General features: G+C 62.7%; 4 protein-coding genes. All 4 read left to right on the forward strand.

The features are described 5' to 3' along the window. On the forward strand, positions 1-443 hold a 443-nt coding region (locus tag ACSNOK_RS29540), incomplete at its 5' end, for a DUF5753 domain-containing protein (protein ID WP_436783862.1). Further along, positions 440-628, forward strand: a complete 189-nt coding sequence (locus ACSNOK_RS29545) for a DUF397 domain-containing protein (protein WP_436783863.1) — start codon at positions 440-442, stop codon at positions 626-628. The genes ACSNOK_RS29540 and ACSNOK_RS29545, both read left to right, overlap by 4 nt. Before the next feature lie 158 nt (positions 629-786). Further along, positions 787-5,523 carry an RHS repeat-associated core domain-containing protein gene (locus tag ACSNOK_RS29550; protein WP_436783864.1) on the forward strand — a complete coding sequence of 1,579 codons (4,737 nt, stop codon included), beginning with the start codon at positions 787-789 and terminating at the stop codon, positions 5,521-5,523. Between the two features lie 23 nt (positions 5,524-5,546). Next, positions 5,547-6,082: SMI1/KNR4 family protein (locus ACSNOK_RS29555; RefSeq protein ID WP_436783865.1), on the forward strand; the 536-nt coding region annotated here is incomplete at its 3' end.

Consider the following 6,082-nt stretch of genomic DNA (forward strand, 5'->3'; position numbering starts at 1 on the left):
CCGGCGGCCGCCCGGACAACCTCGACGGTCTGGTGACCGCCCGGCTGTCGCGCCAGGACGTCTTCGACCGAGCGAACCGGCCGCTGACGTGGTTCATCATCGACGAGTACGCGATCAGCCGCATGCTGACCACGCCGACCGTCATGAGGGCGCAGCTCGACCGGTTGCCGGACGCCCAAGACCACCCGAAAACCGTCATCCAGGTGGTCCCGCACGACACTCCTCCGCATCCCGGCATGAGCGGGTCCTTCATCAACCTGAACTTCGACGCCGGGGCGGACGTCGTGCACATCGACGGCTTCCTGCGGGGCCGAACCGCTCTGGACCCGGATGAAGTTTCCGCGGCGGCGCACGCCTACAACCTGATCCGGGCGGTCGCCCTGTCCCCGCAGGCATCCGCCGACCTGATCTGGCGGCGCCGGAAGGAGCTGGCCCGTGCGTGACCTGCGCCGCGACTGGGCCTCTTCACGGCAACACCAACGGCAGGAAATGCCTTGAGCGGGCGGCCCCCCCCATACGCGCACCGTCCCCCGTGCGAGACAGCAAGAACCCCGAGGCTCCGGCCCTCCTCCTCCCCGCCCCCGCGTGGACCGCGTTCCTGCGCCTGGTCGCGACACCGGGCGACTGAAAGTCACGGCTCGGCATCACGAGTTGGGCTCGGCCCTCGACCGACCCCCAGAACCGAGCCTCACCGGTCGCCACTTGCTGACGACATTGAGCTCTCGACCGCACCCGTTTAAGGTCATACCGTCGTAACGCTGACATGCCATGACAGGGGCGGGGAAGATGGGTGTTGTACTTCCGGACAAGCTGGCCTTTGTGCTGGATTTGATCGGCGTCAACTGGCCGAACGTGGACGAAGACGACTACCGCGATATGGCCAAGTCACTCCGCAGTTTCGCCGGCGACGTGGATGCCGGTCGCGGCAGTACCAACGTAGCGCTCAACCGTCTGCTTTCCACCAACCGTGGCGCAATGACGGAAGCGATCGAAGCGCACGTCACGAAGCTCAACGCGAAGCACCTGCACAACCTCGCCGAGGGCGGCCGTTTGCTGGCCGGCGGCCTGGATGCCGCAGCAGCGGTAGTCGCGGGTGCCAAGGGCGCGGCTATAGTCCAGCTCGGCCTGTTGGCCAGCGAGGTTGCCGCAGCCCAAGCGGCCGCACCCATCACTCTCGGCTTATCCGAACTGGGTGCGCTGGGTGGCGTCGCTGTCACCCGCACGGCCGTCAAGCGCATCCTCAAGGAGGCCGCCGAGGCTGCAGCGCAGGAAGTCCTGTCTATCGTGACCGGTCCGGTCTTCACGGCCCTGGACTCCATGGCCACGGACCTCGTCGTCCAGGTCGTCTCTGACGGTCTCGGGGCACAAGACGGCATCCACCTCGGGCAGACGCTTCAAGCAGGTAAAGACAATTTGCGGATCGCGTCGGCAAACGGCACGAGCGGCCTGGTGCTGGCCGGCGCCAGTGGAGGTGCCCCTGACGGTGACCTCGTCTTCGACGAGCACGAGCACAACACGTTCACGAGCATGGTGCATGAGCACTCGACGCACTTGGGCGAGAAGGGCGGCAAACGACTACACGCTACCCGGGACCACTTCAACCGCACTCGGGGCCGCGGCTCCCTCGCGAAGGTCATAGAAGAGGTTACCGAGAGAGCGATGAGCTCTCTCGACAAGGCACAAAGCGAGCTGACGAAGCATCTGAACGACGTCGGCAAGGGCCTGGCACAGGCCGGTCGTGCACAGAAGAAGCAAGACCAGCACGAACGCGACAAGTTTCGGGACACCAAGAGCAAAGACTTCGGGCGCGTTCCACACACGAGCAGAGAAACGGGTTCTTCTCCGGGCATCAAGCCTGACGCGCTCCGCAGTGCGAAGGACGACGCACGTCGCCACAGCATCCCGCTTGACAAGAAGACGTGCGTCACAGACCCAGTGGACGTGGGCACAGGAGAGCTGGTCCTTGCCCAGACGGACCTGTACCTTCCCGGAGTGCTACCGCTGATCCTACGCCGCACGCACCTGACCAAATACCGCTACGGCCATTGGTTCGGGCGCAGTTGGGCGTCCACATTCGACGAACGCTTGGAGGTCGACACGGCCGACGGCAGTGCACTATGGGCACGCGACGACGGATCGATCCTCATCTACCCACGGCTTCCACGCATCGCAGAAGAAACGATCCTGCCATCGGAAGGCGCCCGCCTTCCTCTCACCCAGGATGCGCACGACGGCCCGGACACCACGTACCGAATATCCGACCCGGACACGGGAATATCGCGATTCTTCACCTACAGTCCTTACGGAGGTTCTTCCTCTTACTGGTTGACCGGCATCGAGGACCGCAACGGGAACCGTATAGAGTTTGGCCGCCAGCCGGACGGGACACCAATTGACGTCTTGCACAGCGGGGGCTACCAGGTTCAGTTGATCACCACCAGCGGACGAATACGCCGGCTGTCTGTGCGCACGACCGACGGATCAGCCACCGTAAGCAGTTACGGGTACGACGGAGCGGGAAATCTCGAATCGGTCACCAACTCCTCAGAAGCGCCCCTTCGCTTTACCTACGACGTCGAATCTCGCATAACTTCCTGGACGGATCGCAACAATTCCACCTACAGGTACATCTACAACACGGACGGTCGGGTAGCCCGCACTGCGGGGCCCGACGGCTTCCTTTCCGCCACCTTCGAATATGAACAGGAAGGTTCGTCCAATCCGCTGGTCACCCGCTATACCAATTCCCTCGGCGCGACGACCTCTTTCGTTTTGAACTCCAGGCACCAAATCGTCTCCGTCGTCGATCCACTGGGCCACAGCACGCACGCGGATTACGACACCTTCGGCCGGCTGCTGTCATCAACCGACCCTCTCGGGCGGACGACACAAGTTGTGTACGACGAGGACGGCAGGCCGATCGAGCTGATACGCCCCGATGGCCACCGAAGTACCGTCACCTACGACACCCGGGGCATGCCCGAGTCCTTTACCGGACCGGATGGCGCCACTTGGTTGCACGCTTATGACGATCTCGGGAACAGGATAGCCGTAACCAACCCGGCAGGTGAGACAACCACTTACTCGTTTGACGCTCGTGGCGCCGTCGCCTCCGTCACGGACCCACTCGGTCAGACCGTTCACATAACCAATTCACCGGCCGGCCAACCTCTCACCATCACCGACCCCTCCGGCGCGGTGACTCGTTGTCAGTACGACACGTTCGGTCGAGTGGTCAGCATCACGAATCCAGTCGGAGGAAAGACCGCTCTGACCTGGTCTGTGGAAGGACTCCTTACTTCCCGCACCAACCCCGACGGAGGCACAGAGCACTGGGAGTACGACGGTGAGGGAAACTGCACGTCCTATACCGATCCGCTGGGCAGGACCACTGCTCACGAGTACACCCATTTCGATCTCCCCCTGAGCCGCATCACTGCGGACGGAACTCGTTATACGTTCACCCATGACACCGAGAGACGACTCTCGCAGATCACGGGTCCCGACGGGCTCGTCTGGGAATATTCCTACGACTCCGCCGGACAACTGGTCTCAGAGACGGACTTCGACGGACGTACCCTCTCCTACGGTTACGACGCGGCCGGGAATCTGACGAGGCGCACGAACGCCGAGGGTCAGACCACGACCTACTGTTACGACAGCGTGGGCAACCTGCAGGAAAAAACAGTGGAGGGTCAAGTCTATCGTTATGAACACGATCCGTGCGGCCGCCTGCTGAGGGCCAGCGGGCCGAATTCCCTCCTCGCCTACACCTACGACGAGGTCGGCCGCGTCGTAGGCCAAAGCATCAATGGACGTATGCTGACCACCACTTGCGACAGCGCAGGCCGCCGGACTCGACGAGTCACCCCGGCAGGTGTCGTCACAACATACGCCTACGATGCGGCCGGCCACCCGGCCAGTCTCAATTCGGCTGGCCGAACGCTCACCTTTGAACATGACGCGATCGGGCGTGAGAACGCCCGCTACCTTGCCCGCGCCTTTGCGCTCAAGCACGTGTGGGGACCTGCGGGACAGCTGATTGAACAGTCCCTCGACGCTCCTTCGTGCGCACAGCCGCTCCTGCACCGCTACTTCACTTACCGCCCTGACGGGCGTTTGACCTCGGTCAACGACCTTCTGACCGGCAGGCGCACCTTCACGCTGGACGTCTCCGGGCGCGTCACGGCAGTCGACGCGGCCGGATGGCAAGAAAGATACGCCTACGACGAAGCGGGAAATCAAACCTATGCCGCGTGGCCGGACGCTCATCCCGGTGCCGCAGCCCGCGGGCAACGAGCGTACAGCGGCACCCGCATCGACCGCGCCGGGCGGATCCGCTACGAGCACGACCGTGAAGGCCGTGTGGTCATGCGTCAGAAGGTCCGGCTTTCACGCAAGCCCGACACCTGGAAGTACACCTGGGACGCCGAGGATCGACTCATCGGCGTCGTCACCCCTGACGGCATCCAATGGCGATACCACTACGACCCGCTCGGTCGCCGTATCAGCAAACAGAGACTCGCTGCCGATGGAGAAACGGTTCTGGAGGAAACTCGTTTCACGTGGGACGGCAGCAGTCTTGCAGAGCAGACGACCTCCGCGTCTCACGCTCACGAGGACCTGACCCTGACTTGGGACCAGGTGGGCACCATGCCGTTGACGCAGGTGGAGACCAAGTCCCTTGTCGACGCTCCGCAGGAGATAATCGACCAACGTTTCTTCGCCATAGTCGCCGATCAAATTGGCACTCCTACCGAGCTCGTCGACGAGTCGGGCAATATTGCCTGGAAAGCCCGGGCCACACTTTGGGGCAGTACGGTCTGGAACCGGGACGCCAGCGCCCACACTCCCATACGTTTCCCCGGTCAGTACTTCGACGCGGAAACGCAACTACACCACAACTACTTCCGTTATTACGACCCGGAGACTGCGCGGTACCTGTCTCTCGACCCATTGGGCTTGGCTCCCGCACCCAATCCCGCCACTTACGTGGACAACCCCCACACCCTGTCCGATCCTCTTGGGCTGGCGCCTTGCGACGAGAACGACGTCACGTGGGGTGGCAGGGTGCGGTACGGCCCGCTGGGACCTGGTAGACGAGCCACCTCAGTGCACGCCACCATTGAGCCGGATATGACGGGCGGAACAACCCGGCCTAAGTTGCGGCCAGAGATTGCCGGCTGGCAGAGCGGTAGGGGATACAACAGAACCCACCTGCTGGGCGCACAGATTGGGGGGTCGAACAGGGACCACAGGAACTTCGTTACAATGCACCGACAAGCCAATGCACCGGTGATGCTGGCCATCGAAACCCAAGTACGAGCGGCAGTGGACCGAGGGGAAACCATAGAGTACAGCGTCACACCCATATATCGCACAAACGACGCATCCGACACGATTCCCGTCGCTCTACACATCACAGCCCGGGGAAACCGAGGGTTCCAGTTCCACCCCTATGGGTCCGACAGCGGCGGCGTCAATGAGGTGACAATCCTGAACATTCCGAAAAGGAAACCGTAGAACCGGCAGGCTAGGAGGCCGAATTGAACGCGTCGATCGCCCACCTGATCCAGTCCGTCCCACCGCCGCAGTCAGCCCAGCCCAAAGAATGGCACCGCGTCGAAGCGCAGATGGGCACCGCACTGCCGACGGATTACAAACAGCTCGTCGACACATATGGTGGTGGAGTCTTCGACGATGCCATTTGGCTGTTGGAGCCCTGGTGTCCCAACGAGTTTTACGATCTGATCACCGAGAACGAAGACCGGCCGGACATCCTCGCCCAATTGTGGGCACTAGGGGAGCCGAAGCCCGCCGTACTCGAAGAAGACGGAAACCGCGTCGTCGCGTGGGCTCTCACAGAGAACGGGGACTACCTGTACTGGCTGGTCCGCCCCGGACAAGACCCTGACGAATGGACGGTCATGGTCAAGGAGGGGCGGGGCCCGCTCTGGGAAAGCCACCCCATGGGTTGCGCACAGTTCATCGAGGCCGCTTTGTTGACCGGTAGCGCACAGAGCGAAATCTTCGGCGACTATCCGCTGGACGAGCACCAGTTCCGCTCAAGCGAGTCGTTCCT

Origin of the sequence: Streptomyces sp. URMC 126 (genome assembly GCF_051386555.1) — a bacterium.
In the GTDB taxonomy this organism is placed as follows: domain Bacteria; phylum Actinomycetota; class Actinomycetes; order Streptomycetales; family Streptomycetaceae; genus Streptomyces.

Coding starts and splice junctions, on each gene's coding strand:
- ACSNOK_RS29550 (WP_436783864.1), top strand. CDS start 787: ATGGGTGTTGTACTTCCGGACAAGCTGGCCTTTGTGCTGGATTTGATC.